The following is a 1,044-nucleotide window of genomic DNA, read 5'->3' on the forward strand; positions in this document are numbered from 1 at the left end:
GGAGCCGGTCCCAGTTCCCGAGCGCCTCGCGCTCCAGCAATTGGCCGACGCCGTCGACGTGGCCCTGGACGACGTGCCCGTCGAGCCGGCCGCCGGCCGGGACGCAGCGCTCCAGGTTGACTGTGTCCCCCGGGGACAGTTCACCGATAGTGCTGCGGATGAGGGTCTCCCCCATGACGTCGACGCTGAACTCCTTGCCGGTGATCGACGTCGCCGTGAGGCACACGCCGTTGACGGCGATGGATCCGCCCAGGGCGAGTCCTTCGGTGGTCCCGGGAGCGTGGAGCCGGAGCGTGGCGCTGATGTCGCCGTCGCGCTCAACAGCCAACACGTTCCCCTGCTCGGCGATTATTCCGGTAAACATCAGTTGCCTCCTGCGGCGGTGTCCGCGCCGGTACTGCGCGGGGTCGAATCGGATGAGCTGGTTGTGCGGGCGGCGCCGGCCGGGAGTGAACCTGTTGCCCGGGCGGGCCGAAGGTGCAGCCGCAGGTCGCGGCCGAGCTGCTGGACGGCCCCACCGGACGCCGCGTCCCATTCCCATTGCTGGGCGTCGGCCAGGGTGGTGATGCCGAGATCTGCCAGGGCGGGCGTGCCCGAGCCCAGGAGCGTCGGGGCGAGGTAGACGATGAGTTCGTCCACGAGTCCGGCAGCGAGGAAGGCGCCCAGGATCCGGGAACCGCCTTCCACCATGAGGTGGCGCACGCCGGCGGCGAACAGCTCGTCCAGGGCCTCGCGGGGGTCCCGGGTCGCCAGGTGCACCGCTTTGCCGTCCTCGCCGTTGATCGCGGCGCCCGCAGGGATCCCGCGGTAGCCCATCACGGCTCGCAGCGGCTGCCTGCCGGCAGGCTCGCCGTCGGGAGTGCGCGCCGTGAGCCGGGGATTGTCGACCAGCACCGTCTGGGTCCCGACCAGGATCGCGTCGATCCGGCCGCGCAGGGAGTGGTTGTCGGCGAGCGATTCCGGGCTGGAGATCCACTGGCTGGTGCCGTCGCTCGCGGCAATCCGGCCGTCCAGGGTTTGCGCGATGTGCAGCGTGACGAAGGG

The 1,044-nt window shown here is 71.1% G+C and carries 2 protein-coding genes; both read right to left on the reverse strand.

Annotation, left to right across the window (positions count from 1 at the left end; genetic code table 11):
* A partial coding sequence (locus tag BJG92_RS15870; RefSeq protein ID WP_374199814.1) for a riboflavin synthase occupies nt 1-364 on the reverse strand: 364 nt, incomplete at its 3' end.
* A partial coding sequence (locus tag BJG92_RS15875; RefSeq protein ID WP_232084951.1) for a RibD family protein occupies nt 364-1,044 on the reverse strand: 681 nt, incomplete at its 5' end. The genes BJG92_RS15875 and BJG92_RS15870, both read right to left, overlap by 1 nt.

The organism is Arthrobacter sp. SO5 (assembly GCF_020532805.1).
Lineage (GTDB): Bacteria > Actinomycetota > Actinomycetes > Actinomycetales > Micrococcaceae > Arthrobacter.